At 68.1% G+C, this 20,444-nt stretch carries 19 protein-coding genes and 1 pseudogene; 11 read left to right on the top strand and 9 right to left on the bottom strand.

Going from position 1 to position 20,444, the window contains the following annotated elements:
• Positions 1-101: 101 nt before the first annotated feature.
• The 5 genes from ACMVY4_RS04230 (at position 102) to ACMVY4_RS04210 (ending at position 7,667) form a co-directional block, all read left to right on the top strand.
• On the top strand, positions 102-689 hold the full coding sequence (locus tag ACMVY4_RS04230; protein WP_416898945.1) for a sigma-70 family RNA polymerase sigma factor: 588 nt from the start codon (positions 102-104) through the stop codon (positions 687-689).
• Positions 689-1,339: a ChrR family anti-sigma-E factor gene (locus tag ACMVY4_RS04225; protein ID WP_416898944.1), complete on the top strand. Its 651-nt coding sequence runs from the start codon at positions 689-691 to the stop codon at positions 1,337-1,339. Before ACMVY4_RS04230 ends, ACMVY4_RS04225 begins: the two co-directional genes overlap by 1 nt.
• A gap of 118 nt (positions 1,340-1,457) precedes the next feature.
• Positions 1,458-2,981 carry a cryptochrome/photolyase family protein gene (locus tag ACMVY4_RS04220; RefSeq protein ID WP_416898943.1) on the top strand — a complete coding sequence of 508 codons (1,524 nt, stop codon included), beginning with the start codon at positions 1,458-1,460 and terminating at the stop codon, positions 2,979-2,981.
• 100 nt (positions 2,982-3,081) lie between these two features.
• Positions 3,082-4,215 carry a 2OG-Fe(II) oxygenase gene (locus tag ACMVY4_RS04215; protein WP_416898942.1) on the top strand — a complete coding sequence of 378 codons (1,134 nt, stop codon included), beginning with the start codon at positions 3,082-3,084 and terminating at the stop codon, positions 4,213-4,215.
• Between the two features lie 92 nt (positions 4,216-4,307).
• Positions 4,308-7,667 carry a DUF2126 domain-containing protein gene (locus tag ACMVY4_RS04210; protein WP_416898941.1) on the top strand — a complete coding sequence of 1,120 codons (3,360 nt, stop codon included), beginning with the start codon at positions 4,308-4,310 and terminating at the stop codon, positions 7,665-7,667.
• A 246-nt stretch (positions 7,668-7,913) separates the two neighbouring features.
• Here the strand turns inward: ACMVY4_RS04210 and ACMVY4_RS04205 are convergent, their stop codons facing one another.
• Positions 7,914-8,039: a hypothetical protein gene (locus ACMVY4_RS04205; protein ID WP_416898940.1), complete on the bottom strand. Its 126-nt coding sequence runs from the start codon at positions 8,037-8,039 to the stop codon at positions 7,914-7,916.
• Between ACMVY4_RS04205 and ACMVY4_RS04200 the strand changes: the two are divergent.
• From ACMVY4_RS04200 to ACMVY4_RS04175, 6 genes and pseudogenes are all read left to right on the top strand, one after another.
• Positions 7,999-8,574: pseudogene (locus tag ACMVY4_RS04200) on the top strand (circularly permuted type 2 ATP-grasp protein); the annotation flags it as partial. The gene ACMVY4_RS04205 and the pseudogene ACMVY4_RS04200 overlap by 41 nt on opposite strands.
• A 52-nt stretch (positions 8,575-8,626) precedes the next feature.
• Entirely contained in the window at positions 8,627-10,255 is a 1,629-nt protein-coding gene (locus ACMVY4_RS04195) for an alpha-E domain-containing protein (RefSeq protein ID WP_416898939.1), read from the top strand.
• A gap of 8 nt (positions 10,256-10,263) precedes the next feature.
• Entirely contained in the window at positions 10,264-10,710 is a 447-nt protein-coding gene (locus tag ACMVY4_RS04190; protein ID WP_416898938.1) for a transglutaminase N-terminal domain-containing protein, read from the top strand.
• An 8-nt stretch (positions 10,711-10,718) separates the two neighbouring features.
• Positions 10,719-11,162 carry a transglutaminase-like domain-containing protein gene (locus ACMVY4_RS04185; protein WP_416898937.1) on the top strand — a complete coding sequence of 148 codons (444 nt, stop codon included), beginning with the start codon at positions 10,719-10,721 and terminating at the stop codon, positions 11,160-11,162.
• A 23-nt stretch (positions 11,163-11,185) separates the two neighbouring features.
• On the top strand, positions 11,186-11,713 hold the full coding sequence (gene def, locus ACMVY4_RS04180; protein WP_416898936.1) for a peptide deformylase: 528 nt from the start codon (positions 11,186-11,188) through the stop codon (positions 11,711-11,713).
• Complete coding sequence (locus ACMVY4_RS04175) at positions 11,710-12,381, top strand: COQ9 family protein (RefSeq protein WP_416898935.1); 672 nt, start codon at positions 11,710-11,712, stop codon at positions 12,379-12,381. The genes def and ACMVY4_RS04175 overlap by 4 nt, the downstream gene beginning before the upstream one ends.
• 12 nt (positions 12,382-12,393) lie before the next feature.
• Here the strand turns inward: ACMVY4_RS04175 and ACMVY4_RS04170 are convergent, their stop codons facing one another.
• The 8 genes from ACMVY4_RS04170 to ACMVY4_RS04135 form a co-directional block, all read right to left on the bottom strand.
• Positions 12,394-12,945 (bottom strand): hypothetical protein, encoded by a 552-nt coding sequence (locus ACMVY4_RS04170; RefSeq protein ID WP_416898934.1) that lies wholly within the window; start codon positions 12,943-12,945, stop codon positions 12,394-12,396.
• Positions 12,942-14,972: a hypothetical protein gene (locus ACMVY4_RS04165; RefSeq protein WP_416898933.1), complete on the bottom strand. Its 2,031-nt coding sequence runs from the start codon at positions 14,970-14,972 to the stop codon at positions 12,942-12,944. Before ACMVY4_RS04165 ends, ACMVY4_RS04170 begins: the two co-directional genes overlap by 4 nt.
• Positions 14,973-15,054: 82 nt before the next feature.
• Complete coding sequence (locus ACMVY4_RS04160) at positions 15,055-15,912, bottom strand: VOC family protein (protein ID WP_416898932.1); 858 nt, start codon at positions 15,910-15,912, stop codon at positions 15,055-15,057.
• Between the two features lie 23 nt (positions 15,913-15,935).
• On the bottom strand, positions 15,936-16,466 hold the full coding sequence (locus ACMVY4_RS04155; RefSeq protein WP_416898931.1) for an adenine phosphoribosyltransferase: 531 nt from the start codon (positions 16,464-16,466) through the stop codon (positions 15,936-15,938).
• Between the two features lie 4 nt (positions 16,467-16,470).
• The gene (locus tag ACMVY4_RS04150) at positions 16,471-17,349 is read right to left on the bottom strand and encodes an S-methyl-5'-thioadenosine phosphorylase (protein WP_416898930.1); all 879 of its coding nucleotides are present in this window, start codon (positions 17,347-17,349) and stop codon (positions 16,471-16,473) included.
• A 33-nt stretch (positions 17,350-17,382) separates the two neighbouring features.
• Positions 17,383-18,297, bottom strand: a complete 915-nt coding sequence (locus ACMVY4_RS04145) for a hypothetical protein (protein WP_416898929.1) — start codon at positions 18,295-18,297, stop codon at positions 17,383-17,385.
• 103 nt (positions 18,298-18,400) lie between these two features.
• Positions 18,401-19,180 (bottom strand): cytochrome c1, encoded by a 780-nt coding sequence (locus ACMVY4_RS04140; RefSeq protein ID WP_416900248.1) that lies wholly within the window; start codon positions 19,178-19,180, stop codon positions 18,401-18,403.
• Between the two features lie 2 nt (positions 19,181-19,182).
• Entirely contained in the window at positions 19,183-20,439 is a 1,257-nt protein-coding gene (locus ACMVY4_RS04135) for a cytochrome b (protein WP_416898928.1), read from the bottom strand.
• Positions 20,440-20,444: the final 5 nt, after the last annotated feature.

Raw genomic sequence — 20,444 nt, 5'->3', positions numbered from 1 at the left:
TTACGGGGTCATTTCAAAGGCGGATCACAGAACGCGATTTACGGAACAATCTTGTGATCCGGGAATTGCCTCAGGACGTAAGTCTGCGCATGTTGGCGTCAGTGACTGTCGAACGAGAAGCGATCCCGGCCGGCGATGCCTCGCCGGAGCCCGACTATAGCCTGTTGATCCGCCATGTCGCGGAACGACAGGACCGGGAAGCCTTTGCCGATCTGTTCGGTCACTTCGGCCCCCGCATCAAGGGCTTCATGATGAAGTCCGGCGCAAGCGACGACCTCGCCGAGGAAGTGGTGCAGGAGACCATGGTCACGCTGTGGACCAAGGCCCGGCTCTACGATCCGTCAAAGGCCGGCGCGAGCACCTGGATCTTCACCATCGCCCGGAACAAGCGCATCGACCTGATCAGGCGGCGTCAGCGGCCGGAGCCGGATCCCCACGATCCGATGTTCCACCCGGACCCGCCGCCGGACGGGGAAGAGAGCGTGACGCGGCTGGAAGACCGCGAGCGGGTGCAGTCGGCGATGAAGGAGCTGCCGCCCGAACAACATGAAGTGATCAGGCTCTCCTTCTTCGAGGGCCTGCCGCACTCGGCGATCGCGGAGAAGCTGGACCTGCCGCTCGGAACGGTGAAATCCCGTCTGCGGCTGGCCTTCCGGCGGGTGCGGACAGCGGTTGGAGACGAAATGTGATGACGATACGGCATCATCCGAGCGACACCACGCTGCTGGCCTATGCCGCCGGCGGCCTGGGCGAGGGCCTTTCGATGATCGTGGCCTCGCACCTTGCCATGTGCCCGCGCTGCCGCCGTCAGGCCGAGGTCGGCGAGAAGATCGGCGGCGAACTGGTCGACACGGCCGCGCCGATGGCGTTGAGCGACCGTCTGCTGGATTCGGTTCTCGCCCGCATCGGCGATGCGGCGCCCGAACCCGAGGCTCCGCCGGCGCAGGGCCGCCATGGCGTCGCCGCGCCGCTGGGCGCAATGCTGCCGGCCGACCTGTCCGAGATCCGCTGGCGCACCGTCGGCCCCGGCATCCGTCAGGCGAAGCTGCCCGGCGAGGACGGCGCCGATCTGGGCGTGAAGCTGCTCCGGATCGCGCCCGGCCGCGCCGTGCCGCAGCACAGCCACAACGGCCACGAGATGACGCTGATCGTCAGCGGCTCCTATCTCGACGAGATCGGCCGCTTCAAGGCCGGCGACATCGCCGATCTGGATCCCGACGTCACCCACCAGCCGGTGGCCGACACGGGCGAGGATTGCATCTGCATCATCGCCACCGACGCCCCGCTGGCCTTCACCGGCCTCGTCCCGCGCCTGATGCAGCCCTTCGTCAGGATCTGACCGGGCCGTCGGTGAGCGGGGGCCGGGATGCTCTGAGACTGCTGTCGAAAATCTCTGTCATCCCGGACAACGGCTCAGGAATGGGTCCCGGATCAAGTCCGGGACATGGGGGAGCGCGATGACGCGGCTCGTTCTGGTTCTCGGCGATCAGCTGACACCCGGTCTGTCGTCACTGGCCTTCGCCGACCCGGAGGCGGATACGGTGCTGATGGCGGAGGTGCGGGCCGAGGCGGGCTATGCGCCGCATCACCGGCGCAAGATCGTCTTCATCTTCTCGGCCATGCGCCACTTCCGCGACGAAGTGCGCGAGGCCGGCTGGTCCGTCCGCTACACGACCTATGACGACCCGGACAATGCCGGCGATCTGGCGGGCGAGGTGGCGCGCGCCGCGGCTGCGCTGGAACCGGAGGAGATCGTCGTGACGGAACCCGGCGAATGGCGGCTGCTGGACGAGATGGCCGGCTGGGAAGACCGCTTCGGCCTGCCCGTCCGCATCCTGAGCGACGAGCGGTTCCTCTGCAGCCGGCAGGATTTCGCCGCCTGGGCGGACGGCCGCAAGACGCTGACCATGGAATACTTCTACCGCGAGATGCGGCGGAAGACCGGCCTGCTGATGGATGGCGACGCGCCCGAGGGCGGCAAATGGAACTATGACGCCGACAACCGCAAGCCCCCGAAGGAGGGCCTCGGTCTGCCGGAACGGGCGTGGTTCGAACCAGATGCGGTCACCGAAGAGGTGCTCGATCTGGTCGGCCGCGCCTTCCCCGACAATTTCGGCAGCCTGGAGAATTTCCGCTTCGCCGTGACCCGCGCCGATGCGGAAAAGGCCCTCGACCACTTCATCGCCGACTGTCTGCCGCGCTTCGGCGACTACCAGGACGCGATGGTGAAGGGCGAGCGGTTCATGTTCCACAGCCTGCTGTCGCCGTACATCAATGTGGGCCTTCTGGACCCGCTGGCGGTCTGCGAACGGGCGGCGAAGGCCCATGCGGACGGCGACGCCCCGCTGAACGCCGTCGAGGGCTTCATCCGGCAGATCATCGGCTGGCGCGAATATGTCCGCGGCGTCTACTGGCTGAAGATGCCCGAATACAGGGACATGAACGCGCTGGACCAGCGCAGCGGGCTGCCGGATTTCTACTGGACGGCGGAGACGCGGATGGCCTGCGTCCGCGAGGTCGTGGAACAGACCCGCGACGAGGCCTATGCCCACCACATCCAGCGGCTGATGATCACCGGCAACCTGGCCATGCTGCTCGGCGCGAAGCCGGCCGAAATCCATGAATGGTATCTCGCCGTCTACATCGACGCCTTCGAATGGGTGGAGCTGCCCAACACGCTGGGCATGAGCCAGTTCGCCGATGGCGGGCTGCTCGGCTCCAAGCCCTATGCGGCGGGCGGCAACTACATCAACCGGATGAGCGACTACTGCGGCGGCTGCCATTACAGCGTGTCGCGGAAGACCGGCCCGGACGCCTGCCCCTTCAACTATCTCTACTGGGACTTCCTGGACCGCAAGCGCGACAGGCTGGGCGGGAACCGGCGCCTTTCGAACATGTACGCCACCTGGGACCGCATGGACGGTGAGCGGCGCGACGAGATCCGCCGCGACGCCGCCCGCTTCCGCCGGAACCCTCGATAGGCCTGGCGGCGGCATCGATTCCTGTTGCGAAAGCGGCAAAACCGCTGCAATGAAATTCGCAGCCGGCGATACCGGCAGACCCTTTGAGGCGGCCCCGGCCATGAGCGGCCATGTCATTCTGACCCCCGGCGATCCTGCGCCGTGGTTCCAGCAGCGGTCCTACGCCAACCCGCGCTATGCCTTCGACACGGCTGCGGGCCGCTACATCGTGCTCTGTTTCTTCGGTTCCGCCGCCGACCCGCATGCGAAGGCCGCGATCGCGGCGGTGCGCGAACGGCCGGGCTTCTTCTGCGACGATGTCGCCTCCTTCTTCGGCGTCAGCTCAGACCCCGCCGACGACACGCAGCGCCGCGTCGCCGACCGCTATCCGGGCTACCGCTACTTCTTCGATTTCGACGGCAAGGTCTCGCGGCTCTACGGCGCGATGCCGAAGGCGGAGACGCCCGGAAGCACCCAGGTCGTCATCCGCCGCATGTGGGTGGTCCTGGACCCGACGCTGCGCGTGATGCGGGTGATCCCGTTCCGCGGCGACCGGGGCGACATCGCCGAGATGCTGGACTACATCGAGACCCTGCCGCCGCCGGACCGCTTCGCCGGGTTCGAGATCTCGGCGCCGGTCCTGGTGGTGCCCAACGTCTTCGAGCCCGAACTCTGCCAGAAGCTGATCGGCCTCTACGGCTCCAATGGCGGCGAGGATTCCGGTTTCGTGCGGGAGGAGGGCGGCAAGACCGTCGGCGTGGTCGATCATGGCCACAAGAGCCGCAGGGACTACGTCATCACCGACCAGGCGGTCGTGGCCGAGACCCGCGCCCGCATCCATCGCAGGCTGGTGCCCGAGGTGCGCAAGGTGCACCAGTTCGAGGCCAACCGCATGGAGCGCTACATCGTCGCCTGCTACTCGGCCGAGGATGGCGGGCATTTCAAGCCGCACCGCGACAACACCACCAAGGGCACGGCGCATCGCCGATTCGCCGTCACGATCAATCTCAATGACGGCTTCGAGGGCGGCGATCTCTGCTTCCCCGAATACGGCCGGCGCACCTACCGCCCGCCGCCGGGCGGCGCAGTCGTGTTCTCCTGCTCGATGCTGCACATGGTCACGAAGGTCACCGCCGGCGAGCGCTACGCCTTCCTGCCGTTCCTCTATGACGATGCGGCCGCGCAGATCCGCCACGACAACAACCGCTTTCTCGGCGACAACATCCACGCCTACCGGTCGGCCGCCGCCAACTAGGCCCTGTGCGGCTTCTGCACATTGCCCCGGTGCGGCACGCCGCCTATCTTCTTGCGCGATGCGATCCCATTAATAGTCGATAGAGTGATTTGATGCCGATTCATGCGGCTCTGAACCACAAGACCATCTACAATTACGACCGCAAGGTGACGCTGTCGCCCCAGATCATCCGGCTGCGACCGGCGGCGCATACCCGGACGAACATCGTTTCCTATTCGCTGAACGTCGAGCCGAAGGGCCACTTCATCAACTGGCAGCAGGACCCGCTGGGCAATTTCCTGGCCCGTGTCGTGTTCCCGGAGCCGGTCGACCATTTCCACGTCGAGGTCGATGTGGTCGCCGAGATGGCGGTGCTGAACCCCTTCGACTTCTTCATCGCCGAACATGCCGACGAATTCCCGTTCGCGTATGACGAGAACGAGACCGACGAACTGGAGCCCTTCCTTGACGCCGAGCCGGCGGGGCCGCACCTGCAGAAGCTGCTGGACGGCATCGACCGGACGCCGCAGCAGACGATCAATTTCCTCGTCGCCCTGAACCAGCAGATCGAGCAGCGAATCGACTACATCGTGCGCATGGAACCGGGTGTGCAGAGCCCGGAAGAGACGCTGGAAATCAACCGCGGCTCCTGCCGCGACACGGCCTGGCTGATCGTCCAGATCCTGCGCCACCTCGGTCTCGCGGCGCGCTTCGCCTCCGGCTACCTGATCCAGCTCAAGCACGATCAGGAGGCGCTGGACGGCCCGTCGGGCACCGATGTCGACTTCACCGACCTGCACGCCTGGGCCGAGGTCTATCTGCCCGGCGCCGGCTGGATCGGACTGGACGGCACCTCCGGCCTGTTGGCCGGCGAGGGCCACATTCCGCTGGCCTGCGCCCCGCAGCCCACTTCGGCTGCGCCGATCACCGGTCTGGTGGGACCCTGCGAGGTCGAGTTCGGCCACGAGATGTCGGTCGACCGCATCTACGAATCGCCGCGTGTGACCAAGCCCTATTCCGACAGCCAGTGGCAGGCGATCGACACGCTGGGCAGCAAGATCGAATACAAGCTGCAGGAAGGCGACGTCCGGCTGACCATGGGCGGCGAGCCGACCTTCGTCTCCATCGACGATCCGGACGGGGCCGAGTGGAACACCGCCGCGATGGGTCCGAACAAGCGCCGGCTGGCCTATGACCTGATCCAGCGGCTGCGGCGCCGGTTCGCGCCGCAGGGCCTGCTGACCTTCGGCCAGGGCAAGCTCTATCCGGGCGAGCCCTATCCGCGCTGGGCCTTCGGGCTGTACTGGCGCGGCGACGGACTGCCGCTCTGGACCGAGGACCGCGCCATCGCGAAGGAGGGCGAGAACTACCAGCCCACCCACAAGGACGCGCAGAAGTTCATGCTGGGCCTGTGCGAGCGGCTGGAGGTCGACGGCAACTACGTGATCCCGGCCTATGAGGATCCGCTGAAGACGCTGGGCGCCGAACAGCAGCTGCCGGTCAATCTCAGCCCCGACCACCCGGACTTCGAGAAGGAGCTGGACCGAGCCCGGCTCGCCCGCATCCTGCGCAAGGGTCTGGGCACGCCGACCGGCTACGTGCTGCCGCTGCAGGCCTGGCAGGCCAAGGCGGGGCGGAGCTGGATCACCGGCCCCTGGCCGTTCCGCGGCGAGCACATGTTCCTGCTGCCGGGCGACAGCCCGGTCGGCTTCCGCCTGCCCATCGAATCGCTGCCCTGGCTGCCGGCCGCGCGCTATCCCTGGTACTCGCCGCAGGACCCGTTCGGCATCGACGGGCCGCTGCCCGCGCCCGACAAGTCACGCCAGCCCTGGATGTCGCAGCGGAGCGCCGAAGGCGCCACGCCGCAGGACCGCAACGAGCAGGAACTGCCCGATACCGACAGGCAGCAGGATCCGGAGAAGACGAACCGCGGGCTGGTCAGCCCCGACATCCGCACCGCGCTGGCGGTGGAGCCGCGCGACGGGCACATCAACGTCTTCATGCCGCCGACCGAATCGGCAGAGGCCTATCTGGAGCTGGTCGCGGCCTGCGAGGACGTGGCCGCCGAACAGAACATGCCGATCTACATCGAGGGCTACGAGCCGCCGCACGACCACCGGCTGAACGTCATCAAGGTGACGCCGGATCCGGGCGTGATCGAGGTGAACATCCACCCCTCGGCCAACTGGGAACAGCTGCGCGGCATCACCACGGCGCTCTACGAGGAAGCCCGGCAGAGCCGGCTGGGCACCGAGAAGTTCATGATCGACGGCCGCCATATCGGCACCGGCGGCGGCAACCACATCGTCTGCGGCGGCGCCAGCCCGGCCGACAGCCCGTTCCTGCGCCGGCCCGACCTGCTCGGCTCGCTGGTGCGCTACTGGCAGAACCACCCCAGCCTGTCCTATCTGTTCTCGGGGCTCTTCATCGGCCCGACCAGCCAGGCGCCGCGCGCCGACGAGGGCCGCGACGACCTGCTCTACGAGCTGGAGATCGCGCTGTCGCAGCTGCCGCAGCGGGGCACCAACGTGCCGCTCTGGGTGGTCGACCGGACGCTCCGCAACCTGCTGGTGGACCTGACCGGTAACACCCACCGTTCGGAGATCTGCATCGACAAGCTCTACTCGCCCGACGGCCCGACCGGCCGCCTGGGCCTGGTGGAGTTCCGCGCCTTCGAGATGCCGCCGCATGCGGAGATGAGCCTGGCGCAGCAGCTTCTGCTCAGGGCGCTGATCGCGCGCTTCTGGGACCAGCCCTATGCCCGGCCCCTGATCCGCCACGGCGACCGGCTGCGCGACCGTTTCATGCTGCCTCACTACCTCTGGGAAGATTTCACCGACGTGCTGGAGGAGATGCGGCAGGCCGGCTACGCCTTCGACGATGCGTGGTACGCGCCGCATTTCGAGTTCAAGTTCCCGCGCTGCGGCGAGGTCAGCTACCGCGGCATGGATATCGAGATCCGCACCGCGCTGGAGCCCTGGCACGTGATGGGCGAGGAAGCCGGCGGCGGCGGCACGGTCCGCTATGTCGACAGCTCGGTCGAGCGGCTGCAGGCGAAGGTCCGCAACCTCGCCGATCCGGGCCGCTACGTGCTGACCTGCAACGGTCGCCACGTGCCGCTGCAGCCGACCGGCGCGTCGGAGGAATATGTCGCCGGCGTGCGCTTCCGCGCCTGGCAGCCGGCCTCGGCCCTGCACCCGACGATCGGCGTGCATTCGCCGCTGGTCTTCGACCTGATCGACACCTGGAACGGGCGCTCCATCGGCGGCTGCCGCTATCACGTCTCCCATCCGGGCGGGCGCAATTACGACACCGCGCCGGTCAATGCGGAAGAGGCCGAGGGCCGGCGGCTGGCGCGCTTCGACGCCCATGGCCACACGCCGGGCCATCCGGGATCGCCGGTGCTGGAGCGCAACGCCACCTACCCGCATACGCTGGATCTGAGGGCGCCGGTGCGTCCGGCCCACGTCTGACGCGGAGACGGTATTGAACGCACCGGGCGACAGCAGCGGATTCAGGCTCGGCGAAAGCGACTTCCGGCTCGGCTACGCGCCGCCCGTCGGCATCTTCGACGAGATGCTGGGCGGCGGCGATCATGCGCTGCGTCCGTTGTGGCATGACATCGCCGGGTTCCTGGCCGATCTGAGCGTCGAGGACTGGCAGGCGCGCTGGCAGCGGGGGCAGCGGGCCCTGCGCCAGCACGGCGTCTCCTACAACGTCTACACGGACGAGCATTCGGGCGACAACGCCAGCTGGCGGCTGGACCCGGTGCCGATGGTGCTGCGCGCCGACGAATGGTCCAGCCTGGCCGACGCGCTGACCCAGCGGGCGACATTGCTCGACATGATCCTGCGCGACCTGCTTGGACCGCAGAAGCTGCTGTCCAGCGGCCGCATCCCGCCGGCGCTGGTCTTCGCGCATCCGGGTTTCTTCCGCTCCACCGTCGCCGGCGAGCAGACCAACCGCCAGCGCCTGTTCTTCTACGCCGCCGATCTGGGCCGCGACGCCGACGGCAAGTGGCGGGTGATCATGGACCGCACCGAATCGCCAACCGGCTTCGGCTACGCCATGGCCAACCGCCAGATCATGTCCCAGGTCTTCCCCGAGCTGCTGCGCGCCTCGGAGGTGCGGCCGATCGGGAAGTTCTTCTCGGCGATCCGGCAGGCGCTTCAGGCGGCCTCGCCGCGCGACCGCGACGACCCGCGCATCGTGGTGATGACGCCGGGCCGCCGCAACGAGACCTATTTCGAGCACGCCTTCATGGCCCGCCAGCTGGGCTGCGCGCTGGTCGAGGCCGACGACCTGACCGTGCGCCAGGGCGAGGTGTTCCTGAAGACGCTGCAGGGCCTGCAGCAGGTGGACGTGATCCTGCGCCGGCTCGACACCGGTTTCTGCGATCCGCTGGAGCTGCGCGCCGATTTCGGCGCTGGGCGTGCCGGGGCTGACCCAGGCCGCGCGGCAGGGATCGGTCGGCCTGGTCAACGCGCTGGGGTCGGGTATCGTCGAGCAGCCCGGCCTGATGCCGTTCCTGCCGGGTCTCTGCCGCCAGATGCTGGGCGAGGAATTGCGGCTGTCCTCGGTCGACACCTGGTGGTGCGGCCAGCCGGTCGAACGCACCCATGTCTGCAACCGGCTGGAAGACATGGTGGTGAAGCCGGCCTTCCCGCCCGAACCCGGCGAGCCCGTCTTCGGCCCCTACCTGGACGACAGCCAGCGTCAGGACCTGCTGAAATCGATCTCCGAGCGCCCCGAGAGCCATGTCGGCCAGGAGCTGATCCGCCTGTCGACGGCGCCCACATGGTCCGAGCATGGGCTGGAGCCGCGGTCGATCATGCTGCGCATGCTGCTCTGCTGGACGCCCTCCGGCTGGACCGTGATGCCGGGCGGCATGGTCCGCGTCGCCCCCGACCGCCGCGAACGCGTCGTCTCCATGCAGCGCGGCGGCGGCGCGAAGGATGTCTGGGTGGTCGGCGCGCCCGGTCCCGGCGAGACCCGCCGCGACCGCCCGAAGGCCCGCCAGGTCGCGATCCGCCGCGAGAGCACCAACATCACCTCCCGCGCCGCCGAGAATCTCTACTGGTTCGGCCGCTATCTGGAGCGGGCGCTGGGCCTGACCCGCCGCGTCCGCGGGGCGCTCAGAAATGTCGACCAGCGCCTGTTCCCGCTGGCCACCGGCGCCGAATCGGATGTCGTCCACGGCCTTCTCGGCTCGGGCGTGTTCCGCATGGGCGAGGCGGACGACATGTCGCTGCGCGAACTGATGAGCCGAGCCGGCGCCATGTTCAGCGATACCGAGCATCCGAACGGCCTCGCCAATGTCTTCAACCGGCTGCGCCAGTCGGCAGACGGGCTGCGATACATGATGTCGGGCGACAGCTGGCTTGCGGTCACCCGCGTGCAGGACGCGATGGAATCGGCCCGGCAGGCCGCCGCGTCGGGGCTGCTGCTGGCCGACCGGGTCGACGATGTCGTCTACGCCCTGCAGGCGCTGAGCGGCTCGCTGCAGGACACCATGCCCCGCGGCCATGGCTGGCGCTTCCACGAGGTCGGGCGGCGGCTGGAGCTGTCGCTGCAGATGGTCGACCTGCTCGCCGCGACCCTGCTGCAGCCCGAGGCGCGTTCGCCCGTCGTGCTGAGCACGGTGCTCGACATCACCGACTGCAGCGCCGCCTATCACGAGCGCTACCGTGACGACACCGATCTGGCGACCGTCCTCGACCTGCTGATTTCCGACGAGCGGCACCCGCGCTCGCTGGCCTATCAGCTGGAACGGCTGACCGAATACATCACCCACCTGTCGGAGCTGCGCGAGACCCTGCCCGGAGAGGACCGCCACGTCGCCATCCGCACCCTGGCCGCGGTCCAGCTTGCCGACGCCCACGAGCTGGCGGTGGAGGACGGCGACGGCACCCGGCCGCGGCTGGAACAGCTGCTGGAGATCCTTCAGGGCCATCTGCCGCGATTGGACGGCGCAGTCTCGAGCCGCTATTTCACCCATGTCGAGGGCCGCGGCCGCCAGCGGGCCATCGGCCACAGCGAGATCATCGAGGGTGTCACGTGATCTACCGGGTGAGACACAGGACGGCCTACAAGTATGCGGGCCCGGTGATGCTGTCGCATCACCTGCTGCACCTGACGCCGCGCGCCACGCCGAGCCAGATCCGGCTGGAGACGCGTCTGGACATCCAGCCCGCGCCCGACGAGCCGCCGATACGGCAGACCGACTTCTTCGGCAACGACATCGCCATCTTCGATCTGGCGACGCCGCACGAGCGCTTCAACGTCGAGAGCTCCAGCCTGGTCAAGGTCGACCCGCAGCCGCTGCCCGAGCCCGGCGAGACGCCGCCCTGGCAGGCGGTGGCGGATCAGGTCATCGGCAATCACGACCCGGGGAGCTACCGCGTCGCCGACTTCATCGGCCGGCGCGAGATCTCGACCATCGTCGAACAGCTTCGGGAGTATGCCGCGCCCAGCTTCATCCCCGGCCGCCGCTGCTGGAAGCCGCGCTGGACCTGAACCGGCGCGTGCACCGGGATTTCGCCTACGATCCGGAGGCGACGGACGTGACCACGTCGGTTGCGACCGTGCTGGAGAAGCGGCGCGGCGTCTGCCAGGACTTCACCCACCTGATGATCGCCTGCATGCGCGCGCTGGGCCTGCCCGCGCGTTACGTTTCGGGCTATCTGCGCACCGATCCGCCGCCGGGCAAGCCAAAGCTGATCGGCGCGGACCAGAGCCACGCCTGGGTCGGCGTCTTCATTCCGGGGTTCGGCTGGGCCGATCTGGACCCGACCAACGACTGCGTCGCGGCGGAGAACCACATCACCCTGGCCTGGGGCCGCACCTATATCGACGTGGCTCCGGTTCGCGGCGTCATCGCCGGCGGCGGCGAGCACAATCTGGACGTCGAGGTGGATGTGACCCCGGCCGAGAGCGGCCCGGCGCCCGAAGACAAGCTGGTCGCCTGAGCGGCGGCGCGGAAGGAGAGCCCATGGCCATCCTGAAGATCGCGAAGATGGGCCATCCGGTCCTGCGGCGCGTGGCCGAACCGGTCGAGGATCCGACCAGCCCGGAGATCCTGAAACTTGCCGGCGACATGATGGAAACGCTGGAGGATATCGGCGGCGCCGGTCTGGCCGCGCCGCAGGTGCATGCCTCGAAGCGGCTGGTCATGTTCCACGTGCCGGCGCTGCGCGGCAATGGCGAGGCCGTGCCCTTCACCGTGATGGCCAACCCGGTGATCGAGCCGCTGGGCGAGGAGACCGCCGAGGACTGGGAAGGCTGCCTGTCGGTGCCCGGCCTGCGTGGTCTGGTCCGCCGTCCGGCGCGTATCCGCTATCACGGATACGGATTGGACGGGCAGAAGATCGAGCGCGAGGCGGGCGGCTTCCACGCCCGGGTGGTGCAGCACGAATGCGACCATCTGGACGGCGTGCTCTATCCGCAGCGGATGCACGACCTGACCCGTCTGATCTTCGAGAGCGAATTCCGCTTTCACGCAACGGAGGCCCGGACATGAGCGAGACCGACCTGGATATCGAGGAGATCAGGGCGCGCCTGCTGGAAGCGGCGCTGCCGCACGCCGCCTTCGACGGCTGGACCGAACAGACGCTGCGCCGCGCCGTCGCCGATGCCGGGCTGGCGCCCATCGACGCCTACCGCGCCTTTCCCGGCGGCGCCGACGATCTGCTGGACTTCTTCCTGGACGATGCCGATCGGCAGATGGTCAGCGGCATGCTGGACCTGGATCTCGAGAACATGCGCATCCGCGACAAGATCGCGAGCGGCATCCGCATCCGCCTCGAGAACGCCGCGCCGCACAAGGAGGCTGTGCGCCGCGGGCTCAACCATCTGGGGCTGCCGCACCACGCGCCGGCCGCGATGCGTTCGCTCTACCGCACGGTCGACCTGATGTGGCGCGCCATCGGCGACACCTCGACGGACTTCAACTTCTACACCAAGCGGACCCTGCTGGGCGGCGTCTACGCCTCGACCCTGCTCTACTGGCTGAACGACCGCTCCGAGGACCATGCCGACACCTGGGCCTTCCTCGACCGGCGCATCGGCAATGTCATGCAGATCGAGAAGGCGAAGGCGCGCTTCCTCGGCGCGGGATCGAAGCTGCCGGACCCGTTCCGCATCGGCCAGCGTCTGGCGTCGCGGACACGGCGGCCGTTCAGGACCTGACCGGCCGGACCACTACTTGCGGTCCTTGTCGCGGGACTTGCCCTTCCGCTCGTCCTTCTCGCCCTTCTTCTTGTCTTCCTTCTTCGGCTCGGCGAGCAGTTCCTCGCCCCATTCGTCGAGCAGCCGGTCCCGCTCGGCCTGGGCCTGATGCAGCAGGCGCTGTCCGGCCATGTCGACCCAGGTCCGGGCCACGAAGGGCGCGATGAACAGCAGCGCGATGCCCAGCGCGGCGGCGCCGATGGCCATTATCACATAGTCGGTGTTGAACAGCAGCCCGAAGGCCGTGTCGAAATCGTTGCCGTGGGTCCACAGGTAATGCAGCGCGGGCAGCGTCCCCGCGACATTCATGCCCGCGACCGTCGGGATGGCGCCGGGCGCATGGAAGCTGCGGTAGAAGGCGACCATCCAGGTCGGCGCCATGAACACCGCGACCACAGTGAAGGTCGACGGCGCGATGGGCAGCAGCAGCAGCATGACCGTGAAGATCATGAAGGTGGTGCGGTTGGCCGATTTCAGGGCGCGCTGGCGGGCCTCGGCCGGGGTTTGTGCGGTCGCGTCGCTCACAACAGCTCCAGCATCGAGAAATAGAACACGGTCACGAAGGCGATCGAATTGCTGAACAGGCGCGCGTAGCGGTAGCCGCGCTTCTGCGCCAGCACGGTGCGGGCATAGCCGTGGGTGGAAGCCACCTCGATCAGCTGCTCGATGGCCTTGATGCGGGCGCGGGCGGCGTGGAACTCGTCCTCGTCATTCTTCAGCTCGTGCTTGACGTCCAGTTCCCGGACCAGCGCCGACAGGTCGCCGCCCTCGGCCAGTTTGTCGATCTTCTGCTGCAGCACCATCCGGCGCACCTTGCTGCGCAGGTTGTGCATGGCCGGCTTCATGGCCTCCGACACGGCGCGGGTGAGGCCGGTGCAGGTGACGTTGCAATGGTTCCGCTGGACCATGCCCAGCACATCGCCGATGGCCGTGAGCTGCTCGATATCCGACAGGCCCGGCGCGTAGGCTGCGCGGATCGTCGCCTCCGTGTTGCGGTCCTTGGTCAGGATGAAGGCGACGACATGGCGGTCCAGTTCGGCGACGGTGTTGGGGTCCGACTGCGCCTTCCGCTCCAGCGCGAGCAGCAGGTCCGCCAGGGTCAGCGGCATCGCGTCGGCGATCTGGGCGCCGATGCAGGCGGATTTCGGCAGGGTCTCGTAGAGCACACGCTCCAGACCGAAGCCGTGCCGCGAACGCTCGGCCATGATCGAGGTGATCGAGGAGGTGACGAAGTTGGGCAGGGCGGCGCGCACGGCGCGGCCGCCGACTTCCTGCCACTGGGTCAGCAGGTTGGTGCCCAGCAGATGGTCCAGGCTGTCGAGCCGGTCCTGATCCCGCGCGTTCAGCGCGGTCCAGATCAGGCCGGGAATGCCGGTCGGCGGCACGACGAGGTTGCGGAAGCGGAGCGGTCCGTTCGGGTCCAGCGCCATGCAGATGCGGCAGACCAGTTCGCAGGCATCGTATTCCGACAGCTCGTCGCCCGGCAGGTAGGGACGGCGCGACGCCTCGATGAAGTCCGAGGCGCGGCTGTCTTCCAGCACGTTGCGGACCCACTTCTCGACGCGCCCGGCCACGATCGCGCGCGATGCTTCCGTGATGTTGCCGTGGAACGCCCAGGCGAGCAGCTCGGGCGAGTGATAGTCGCGGCCTTCGAACAGGAAGGGCATGTTGGCGCGGCGGCCGGTGCCGGTGTTGCGCGGCATGTCCCAGTGACCGCCCGCCCAGGCGCGCAGATCGCCCGCGGCCCAGCGCCGGTGCGATTCGTCGACCAGCGTGCCGGCCAGCAGCGCCTGGATCGCGGTCGTGAACTTGCGCCGGTCGAGCATCGTCGAATAGGAACCGCGCAGGATGCGGTGACCCCAGAAGGTCGACGGCGCGACGCCTGTGCCCGGCACCTTGCCGGTCAGCAGTTCCATGGTCAGCACGCCCAGCGCGAAATAGTCGTCCGACGGCGCGCCCTCGCCGCGGCCGCCCGGCGACGCCTGCGCCGAGATCGGCGGTTCGTGCGCCGCGTCCTGGCCCTCGCCGGGCAGGTGGATGACGCACTGGTCCAGGATGACGTCGCCATCCGCGGCCAGCAGCACGTTGCTGGCGCGCAGCCCGCGATGGGCCAGAGACGGCCCGCTGAGGTCCAGCAGGCAGGTGATGATGTCGGGCAGCACCTTCAGGCTGAGATCGCGCTCCGGCACGGTCTTGCCGCCATAGGCGGTCAGCAGGGGCCTGGCCCGGGCATGGTCGAAGACGATTGCGAAGAAGTGCTTGCCGTCCTTCAGGCGCACCGTGGCGCAGGCGTGGGGCAGGCGCATATGGCGCGGGGTCTTCTCGATCAGGGTCTGGATCGCGCTGTGGCGGACATAGGTGCCCGGCGCGCAGAGGACGCAGTAGTAATCCTCGGCATTGCCGTTCTCGTCCTCGACCGCGAAGGCCTGGGCGCCCTGCATCGACAGGTGCGGCAGCGGCCGCGAAAGATCGGGCGTGAACCGGCCACCGAGCAGCAGCCCGTTGGCCTCGTCCATCACCGTGATGTTGGGTGTCTTGTCTGCCTTCGCCACCGAAGCTGCCCCGCGGCCCTGGTATCAGCCCGCATGACAACCGATCATGCTGAAGGAAGCGTAAACGCCAGCGCGGCTTCGCCTATTCGAAGGCGATGATGCAGCCGTTCGCGTGCGCCGGCCCGACCTGCACGCCGCCCTCCCGGTCGCGGCCGTGCGGCACGCCGTTGTCGGTCAGCCAGCGCGATGTCGCCTCCAGGTCGGCGCTGCGGAAGGTCGCCGCCGCAACGTAGGGCGCCGGACGGTCGGCGTCCTCGCCATGGGCCGGGAACATGACGGCCAGATGGTCGGGCGTGACGAAGATGATGGCGTGATTGCCCGAATGCACCGTCAGCGTGTTGTCGGTCAGCACGGTCGAGCCGGGTCCCATCAGCCGCTGCCAGTCCTCGGCCAGCGCCTCGGGGTTCTCGGCCACCGCCGTGACCGACAGCACCCGCTCGACGCCATTGGCGTGCGACAGCCAGGCCGGTTCGCCCCGCGTGATCTCAGGCGTCACGTGATAGCAGAAGAAGCCGTGCAGACCGGGCGTCGAGACGGCGGGATCCTCGAAATGCAGCAGGCGGAAGCGCGGCTCGACATCGCCTTCGGGCAGTTCCAGCGGCCGGTGCAGATCGATCGGGCCGCGGACGCCGAAGCCGGCCGCCGACAGCGCCCCGGCGGTCGCGTCGATATCGGCGACGGCGAAGGCGATCCGGTCCAGCCCCTCGCCGCCGTCCTTCATCCGGCCGATCAGCCCGCGGTCGGGCAGGGACGGATCGACGATGCCGATCAGCTCGACATAGTCGTCGGGGAACATGATGCAGTAGTTGCCGGTGGCGAGATTGCGGTGCCGGCCCCGCGGCGTGCAGGTGAAACCGAGCGCCGTCCATGTCTCCCGCGCGCGCTCCAGATCCTGGACCGCCACCACCAGATGATCGATGCCGCGAATGCCGTTGCTCATGACGCCTCCCCCTTCGCCCGGCCTCAGTCGCCCTCGAACTCGCAGAGCGCGATCACGCTGAGCCCCATGCCGAGCAGTTTCTCCTTCCCGCCCAGATCGGGCAGATCGACGATGAAGCAGCATCCTATCACGGTGCCGCCGGCCTTGCGGATCAGGTTCGCCGCAGCCGCCGCCGTCCCCCCGGTCGCCAGCAGGTCGTCGACGATCAGCACATTGTCGCCGTCCTTTATGGCGTCGTCGTGAATCTCGATCGTGTCGGTGCCGTATTCCAGCTGATAGTCCTCGGTGAGCGTACTGCCGGGAAGCTTGCCCTTCTTGCGGATCGGCAGGAAACCGGTGGAGAGCTGGTGCGCCACGGCGCCGCCGAGCACGAAGCCGCGCGCCTCGATACCGGCGACCTTGTCGATGCGGACCCCGGCGTAGGGCTGCACCAGCCGGTCGATGGCGGTGCGGAAGCCGCGGGCGTCACCCCAGAGCGTGGTGACGTCCCGGAACATGATGCCCGGCTTCGGATAGTCGGGAATCGTGCGGATCTTGTCGCGGATCTCGTCCATCGGCTCAGGCCCCTTGCAGCACGCGGCCGGCGACGGCGTCCAGCTTCGCCGCCATCTTCGGGTCGCGGGCGTCGGGCGCGGTGATCAGCGCCACCTCCAGCGCCCGGTCGCAGCCGGCATGGCAGACGCTGCGGGCGCCGGCGAGCTTCGGCGCCACCGCCGCCACAAGCTTCTGCGCCTTCACCGCATTGCCCTGCAGGACCTCCAGCACCGCGGCGACGTCGACGGCGTCATGCGCCTCGTGCCAGCAGTCGTAGTCGGTGACCATGGCGACGGTCGCGTAGCAGATCTCCGCCTCGCGGGCGAGCTTGGCCTCGGGCATGTTGGTCATGCCGATCACCGAACAGCCCCAGTCGCGGTACATGAAGCTTTCCGCCCGGGTCGAGAACTGCGGGCCTTCCATGGTCAGGTAGGTGCCGCCGCGGACATGGCCGATATGGGTGTCCCGCGCGGCCGCCTCCAGCGCGTCGCCCAGGCGGCTGCAGACCGGATCGGCCATCGAGACATGCGCCACCAGCCCGTTGCCGAAGAAGCTCTTCTCGCGGGCGAAGGTGCGGTCGATGAACTGGTCCACGATGACGAAGGTGCCCGGCGCCAGCGCCTCGTGGAAGGAGCCGCAGGCGGAGACCGAGACGATGTCGGTCACGCCGGCGCGCTTCATGGCGTCGATATTGGCCCGGTAGTTGATGCCGCTGGGGCTGATGCGGTGGCCGCGGCCATGGCGCGGCAGGAAGACCATCTGCACCCCGTCGAGGCGGCCGAACAGAAGCTCGTCGGAGGGTGCGCCGAACGGGCTCTCGATGCGCCGCCATTCGGTGTCGGTCAGCCCCTCCATGCCGTAGAGGCCGCTGCCTCCGATGACCCCGATCACGGTTTCGCCCATGCCGCCCTCCTGTCTGCCGGTCGCGCCGCCGCTTCAGCGCCGCAGCCGTTTGGGTACACCGACCAGACGCTCGAAGGCGAGCGAAAGTATGCCCACCGCGATGGTGTAGAGCAGGATGCGCGGCAGGATGGCGAGAATCAGGTCGAGGAACATCTCCTCGGCCGGCGCCGCGCTGGCCAGCACCGCCGCGGGCTGGGCGAAGACGGCGGTCAGCGCCGCCGCCGGCAGGCTGGCCAGGATGTAGGCCGCCACCAGCCGCAAACCGTTGCCGCGCGTGGCCGAGGCCGATTCGGAGACGCTCATCGGCGCGCCCACCGCCGCCGCCGGCAGCACCAGGAAGAAGCGCGCGACCAGGAAGCCCAGGATCAGGGCCACAGAGCCCCACTGGATCGCCGCCGGACCCCAGGCCGACAGCAGGCCCGCCGGATCGATACCTTCCCGGACCAGCCAGAGCACAGGCCCGCCGAGCAGCGGGCCGTAGAGTTCGTTCACCGCCAGGCCGATGACATAACCGAGGCCGTAAAGCGCGGCGGCAGCCCGGAAATAGGTCCATTCGGGCTTGCCGATGCGGTACGTGACGCGGGCGTCGGGATTGTCCGCGCCCAGCAGGATCATCCGGTGCCAGGCGGTCACGACAGGCACGATGGCGGACATGCCGACGACGGTGAACAGCATCGCCGCGGGACCCGGCCCGATATGGGGCAGCGCCTCGACCACACCCAAGGCCACAGCCGCGGTCAGCGCGAAGGGCCGCCACATCAGCATCAGGAAGATGTCCAGATGGGAGAAGAAGATCGCCCAGGACTGCCAGATGAGCGCGAGGACGCCCACCCGCACGCGCGGGCCCGCATCGTCCGCGGCTTCCGGCAGCAGGACGGGGGACCGGTTCTGCGCGGCCAGTTGCATCCTGCGCGGCGGCCGGCGGACGGATTCCTTCTTCTCGCTCATGACCCGACGTTAGTGCAAAAGCGGGGCCGTCCGAAGGCCGGCAACGAAAAAGGGCCGCAGCTTGCGCCGCGGCCCCTCGTCATTGTCAGGCTGGCGCCCCGCCTCAGTGCAGGCGGCCCCAGATCTGCTTCTTGGCCAGGTAGAGCAGGACCGACAGGAAGATCAGGAACAGGATGACCTTCACGCCCATCTGCTTGCGCTCTTCCATCTTCGGCTCGGCCGCCCAGGCCAGGAACGTCGTCACGTCCTTGGCCATCTGGGCGGAGGTCGCCGGCGTGCCGTCGGCGTACTCGACCGCGTCGTCGAACAGCGGCGGCGCCATGGCGATGCAGTTGCCCGCGAGGAAGTACGGATTGACGTAGGTGCCGTCGCCGCAGGTGATCTCGTGACCCTCTGCGTCGGGCTCGTCATAGCCGGTCAGCAGCGAATAGATGTAGGCGTCGCCATGCGGGCGGGCCTTGGACATCAGCGACAGATCCGGGGGCGCCACGCCGAAGGCGGCGGCGGCGGCCTGATCGTTCGCGAAGGGCGAGGGGAAGCGGTCGGCCGGCCGCGCCGGGCGGTCGAACATCTCGCCGCTGCTGTCCGGACCGTCGGTGACGGTGGACTCGGCGGCGATCGCCTTCACCTGATCCTCCGAGAAGCCAACGCCCGTCAGCGTGCGGAACGCGACGTATTTCAGCCCGTGGCAGCCCGCGCAGACCTGCTTGTAGACCTGCAGGCCGCGCTGGACCGCAGCGCGGTCATAGGCGCCGAAGGGGCCGGCATGCTCGAAGGACACGTCCTTCGCCGGCTTGGCTTCGCCCGCGGCCTGCGCCGCGCCGAGACCGAGGCAGAGAGCGGCGATACCGGCCGCCAGCGTCTTCATCACACGGTAGGCCATGGTCACGCCTTCTCCTTGGTCGGGGCCGCCGCAGCGGATTGCGCACTGCCGCCACCGCCGGTCACGGACTCGGCGATGGAGGTCGGCAGCGGCTTGGGCCGCTCGAACCAGCCGAGCAACGGCACGATGATGAGGAAGTGTGCGAAGTAGTAGATGGTCGCCAGACGGGCGATCACCAGATAGATGCCCTCTGCCGGCTTGGCGCCGACATAGCCCAGCACGATGCAGACCAGCGCGAAGATCCAGAAGAACAGCTTGTACTGCGGCCGGAAGGCGGCCGAACGCACCTTGGAGCGGTCCAGCCAGGGCAGGATGAACAGCACCGCGATGGCCGCGAACATGGCGATGACGCCAAGCAGCTTGTCCGGCACCGAGCGCAGGATCGCGTAGAAGGGCAGGAAGTACCATTCCGGCACGATGTGCGCCGGCGTCGAGAGCCGGTCGGCCGGGATGTAGTTGTCCGGATGGCCCAGATAGTTCGGCGCGAAGAAGATGAAGAACGCGAACAGGATGCCGAACAGCGCGAAGCCCAGACCGTCCTTCACCGTGAAGTACGGATGGAAGGGGATGGTGTCGGCCGGGCTCTTGATGTCGATGCCCAGCGGGTTGGTCGAGGTCTTCTGGTGCAGCGCGACGAGGTGCAGGAAGACCAGGCCGAACAGCACGAAGGGCAGCAGGTAGTGCAGGCTGAAGAAGCGGTTCAGCGTCGCGTTGTCGACCGCGAAGCCGCCCCACAGCCAGGTCACGATCGGATCGCCCACGACCGGAATGGCGCTGAACAGATTGGTGATCACGGTGGCGCCCCAGAAGGACATCTGACCCCAGGGCAGCACGTAGCCCATGAAGGCGGTGGCCATCATGATCAGCAGGATGACGACGCCGATCATCCAGATCAGCTCGCGGGGCGCCTTGTAGGAGCCGTAGTAGAGACCGCGGAAGATGTGGAGATAGACGGCGATGAAGAACATCGACGCGCCGTTGGCGTGCATGTAGCGCAGCAGCCAGCCGAAGTTCACGTCGCGCATGATGTGCTCGACCGAGGCGAAGGCCAGGTCGACATGCGCGGTGTAGTGCATGGCCAGCACGACGCCGGTCAGGATCTGGATCACCAGCACGATGCCGAGGATCGAACCGAACTGATAGGCGAAGTTCAGGTTGCGCGGATAGGGATGCTCGATGAACGCGTGGTGCATCGTGGTGAAGATCGGCAGCCGGTCGTCGACCCACTTGATCACAGCGTTGTTGCTCTGGAATGACATGATCT

This window comes from Minwuia sp. (genome assembly GCF_048007105.1).
Taxonomy (GTDB): Bacteria; Pseudomonadota; Alphaproteobacteria; order Minwuiales; family Minwuiaceae; genus Minwuia.
The sequence above is the reverse complement of the archived record's forward strand: the minus strand, read 5'-3'. Positions and strand labels throughout refer to the sequence as shown.

Bases quoted from the DNA above. Each gene is read 5' to 3' on its own strand.
- ACMVY4_RS04225 (WP_416898944.1), top strand. From the start codon at position 689: ATGACGATACGGCATCATCCGAGCGACACCACGCTGCTGGCCTATGCC.
- ACMVY4_RS04220 (WP_416898943.1), top strand. From the start codon at position 1,458: ATGACGCGGCTCGTTCTGGTTCTCGGCGATCAGCTGACACCCGGTCTG.
- ACMVY4_RS04215 (WP_416898942.1), top strand. From the start codon at position 3,082: ATGAGCGGCCATGTCATTCTGACCCCCGGCGATCCTGCGCCGTGGTTC.
- ACMVY4_RS04210 (WP_416898941.1), top strand. From the start codon at position 4,308: ATGCCGATTCATGCGGCTCTGAACCACAAGACCATCTACAATTACGAC.
- ACMVY4_RS04205 (WP_416898940.1), bottom strand. From the start codon at position 8,039: ATGTCGAGCAATGTCGCCCGCTGGGTCAGCGCGTCGGCCAGGCTGGAC.
- def (WP_416898936.1), top strand. From the start codon at position 11,186: ATGGCCATCCTGAAGATCGCGAAGATGGGCCATCCGGTCCTGCGGCGC.
- ACMVY4_RS04175 (WP_416898935.1), top strand. From the start codon at position 11,710: ATGAGCGAGACCGACCTGGATATCGAGGAGATCAGGGCGCGCCTGCTG.
- ACMVY4_RS04160 (WP_416898932.1), bottom strand. From the start codon at position 15,912: ATGAGCAACGGCATTCGCGGCATCGATCATCTGGTGGTGGCGGTCCAG.
- ACMVY4_RS04155 (WP_416898931.1), bottom strand. From the start codon at position 16,466: ATGGACGAGATCCGCGACAAGATCCGCACGATTCCCGACTATCCGAAG.
- ACMVY4_RS04150 (WP_416898930.1), bottom strand. From the start codon at position 17,349: ATGGGCGAAACCGTGATCGGGGTCATCGGAGGCAGCGGCCTCTACGGC.
- ACMVY4_RS04145 (WP_416898929.1), bottom strand. From the start codon at position 18,297: ATGAGCGAGAAGAAGGAATCCGTCCGCCGGCCGCCGCGCAGGATGCAA.
- ACMVY4_RS04140 (WP_416900248.1), bottom strand. From the start codon at position 19,180: ATGGCCTACCGTGTGATGAAGACGCTGGCGGCCGGTATCGCCGCTCTC.
- ACMVY4_RS04135 (WP_416898928.1), bottom strand. From the start codon at position 20,439: ATGTCATTCCAGAGCAACAACGCTGTGATCAAGTGGGTCGACGACCGG.